The 3,003-nt window shown below is 47.7% G+C and carries 2 protein-coding genes and 1 pseudogene; 1 reads left to right on the forward strand and 2 read right to left on the reverse strand.

Annotated elements, in window-relative coordinates; translation table 11 throughout:
- Positions 1-12: 12 nt before the first annotated feature.
- Positions 13-376 (forward strand): annotated as a pseudogene (locus tag EC840_RS25120) (ABC transporter transmembrane domain-containing protein); the annotation flags it as partial.
- A gap of 118 nt (positions 377-494) precedes the next feature.
- Here EC840_RS25120 and EC840_RS25125 read toward each other — a convergent pair.
- A complete protein-coding gene (locus EC840_RS25125; RefSeq protein ID WP_132967454.1) occupies positions 495-1,283 on the reverse strand; it encodes a histidine phosphatase family protein in 789 nt (262 codons plus the stop codon).
- A gap of 24 nt (positions 1,284-1,307) precedes the next feature.
- The gene (locus tag EC840_RS25130) at positions 1,308-2,795 is read right to left on the reverse strand and encodes an OprD family outer membrane porin (RefSeq protein ID WP_207914793.1); all 1,488 of its coding nucleotides are present in this window, start codon (positions 2,793-2,795) and stop codon (positions 1,308-1,310) included.
- Between the last annotated feature and the right edge of the window lie 208 nt (positions 2,796-3,003).

A 3,003-nucleotide genomic window follows, 5' to 3' on the forward strand; every position in this document is an offset into this window, starting at 1 on the left:
ACCCACATCAACGTGCAGTGGCAATCCGGGCTGTTTACCCACCTGCTGGGTTTACCCCTGAGTTATTTTGAACGACGCAGGCTCGGCGACATTCAATCCCGGTTTGGCTCGCTGGATACGCTGCGCACCGCGTTTACGGCCGGGATAGTCGGGGCAATAATGGACGTCATCATGGTGGCCGGCGTGCTGGTGATGATGGTGCTCTACGGCGGAATGCTGACCTGGGTCGTGCTGGGTTTTACCTCCGCGTACGTCCTTATCCGCCTGCTGACGTACGGACGCTACCGGCAGCTTCGACAGCGCCTTTATCCTTGCTGGTGGCGTCGCCGCACTCGGTGCCATTCTGGTATTCTTCGTCATTAAACCTCCTAAGCATCTGCCATTGAATGGCGTTACAGAGTCTTAAAACACGCTGAACTGACCATAAAAAAACGCCTTCTGTTATCAGAAGGCGTTTATCTGTTTGCGGCTTAAACCTTTTTACTGCTTAGCACTTACTGCTTACCTTTTTCAACATAGCTCATGTCACCCACCTGACCGACGGTGAATTTGCCGTTTTGATAGGTGATTTTAGTTACGCTGGCGTTTTTGAGAGGTTCACGCAATTGATCATCAGGAGCCCAACCTTTGAGCATGGTGAGGATCGCCATGCCATGCGAAACCACCAACACGTTACCGCCACCCGCAGCACTGACTTTCCCGGCAATCGTGCGCAACTCATTTTGCATACGGGTACGCACCTGCGCGGCGGTTTCAGTTTGCCCGCTTGGGTCAGTGCTTGCCAGAGTATCCATCATCTGGTCCAGCGTGATCTCGCTTTTACCCAGCCCTTTGCCCATGGATTCAAAGTCTTTAAATCCCAGCTTTTTCGCGACAGGCTCCCAAGTCACCGATTCCAGCGTTCCTTCAAAGGAGCCAAAGCAGGTTTCACGCAAAGAGGACTCTTCAATAATCGGATTGGATTGTCCGGCAGCCGCCAGCACTAATTTGGCCGTCTCCCGCGCACGGCCTGAATCGCTGGAATAGACGGCGGTAAATGGGACATCTTTCAGTCCCTTGCCTAATTGGGTCGCTACTTCCACTCCGGCAGCAGTAAGAGGTGTATCCGACCATCCTTGCATGCGATGTGCAGTGTTGAACATGGTTTTACCATGACGGGTGACGTAAAAGGTGACCGTTCCCGGGGCCTGCGCCACTGGCCCATTACTTTTTTGGTCGGCCTGCACGGGCGAAATACAAAGCGGGGCTAATAATACTAATGCGGCAATCAATTGCTTTTTCATTACCTATTCCTCTTCATGAATAAATCAGAAAATGTTGAATTTATAATCAATGCGGAATTCATAAGCCATGCTATTGGTCTTTTTAATGATTCCGTTACTATCTTCAATGGGGGTGGTGCCGTTATGTTCGAAGGTGCGCCCCGGCCCAGCCAACGTAAAAATAGACAAGTTTTTGAGCGCGGGTGATGAAGGTTTCCATAGCGTATAAACGTTAAACTCGCCTTCCTTAACCTGCTGACCTTTATAGTCAAAGAAACCGTAGTGAGTATTTATTCCCACCAGGAAGTCTGGCGTCAGGTTATAACCCATATCAAAAGAGATAACTTTTTCTTCATCCCGCATATAATCCAGGCCGGCGTAGGCCATTGAATTAAATGTACCCCGTGAGTTTTTACTCATATGGCGTGGGAATTGCCCTATGCCGTCAGTTTTATGCGCCTGCGTATATTCAAAACCCGGTTTAATGATCCAATTACCCGGTTTCCATGTCATATCCACGGCATAATGGTTGGCACTTGAATCAAAATCTTTTTTACTGGTCCGCATGCTGTCATATTTATCCAGCGTGTCAGTGCTGTAGATTTGCACACCATAAGCCAGCGTTTTATTCTGTTTCAGGACCAGCTCAAGCCCGTTACGACGTAAATAGTCTTCACTCTCACCGTACAGGTATAACGCTGTAAAATTGTCGGATTTATACTGCAGATCGCCGGTATAAATAGAATCAATTTGCTTACCGTCACTGGTTAGAAATTGTACTTTATCTGGCGAGTCGCGGTTTGACGATCTGTCGACATACGCCATACGCAGCCGGTAGGCATCCCAGCTAAGATCACCGCTGACGCCCTGGTAGGTATTGGGGGCGGCGCGCATCGATGTCGTGAGGACACCGAGCTTTAACAGCTTCCATCCACCATAAAGGTTGCCCTCAACCCCCGATTCTGAGAATTTTGCTTTACCATAAAGCTGTCCAATTTTGTTAAAGCCACTGGCCTGGCCATTATCATTATAAAGAATCCCTCTTGATGCGAAATTATCGGCAGCAGCCAGTTTAATAACACCATAGTAAGAAGCATCTACACCGATAAAGTTATTGATATAACCTGATTTATAATCCAGGGTAATACCTTGCCCCCAGGCATTGTGAACGTTACGTTTTCCAGTCTCACCTTCATCCAGATACTTCAGAATATTATGGGTCCCCAGCGCCAGTGAACTGTCCTTAACAAAGCTGGAGTCTTTAATCTCCGCCACAGATGCCGCCGCCCAGGCGGGCAACCCTAATATACCCAAAATAAAACAGTACTTTATCTTCCTCATAACTTTATCACTCCCTGTAGTTATTTTTAGTTTGTAATCAACGCCTAATCCCAGTGAGTGGATTTTAAAAATAAAAAAACCCGAAATGATCACATCCTGAAAAATCCGGACGATCTCATTTCGGGTTTTGCCCGACTGAACGGTAACAATCCACTGCGGCGAATTATACCTAACCTGAATTTTTATAAACACCGATTTGCACTATTTCCGAGCTGTAAATTACAGGAATGAGATATCAATCTCATTTTCTGATTCATGCAGAAAATACCGGCAGAGAGTAACGCACTGAGCGCGGTTGGCTTCTTGGCTCTGTCGTATTAACAGGGCGGAGTCAGCAAACGTTGCGCTGCCGATATTTTAGGCAGCCAACAAGTAAAACTGTCCTGCCGGTGACAATCCG

Origin of the sequence: Rahnella sp. JUb53 (assembly GCF_004346065.1) — a bacterium.
In the GTDB taxonomy this organism is placed as follows: domain Bacteria; phylum Pseudomonadota; class Gammaproteobacteria; order Enterobacterales; family Enterobacteriaceae; genus Rahnella; species Rahnella variigena.

Coding starts and splice junctions, on each gene's coding strand:
- EC840_RS25125 (WP_132967454.1), bottom strand. CDS start 1,283: ATGAAAAAGCAATTGATTGCCGCATTAGTATTATTAGCCCCGCTTTGT.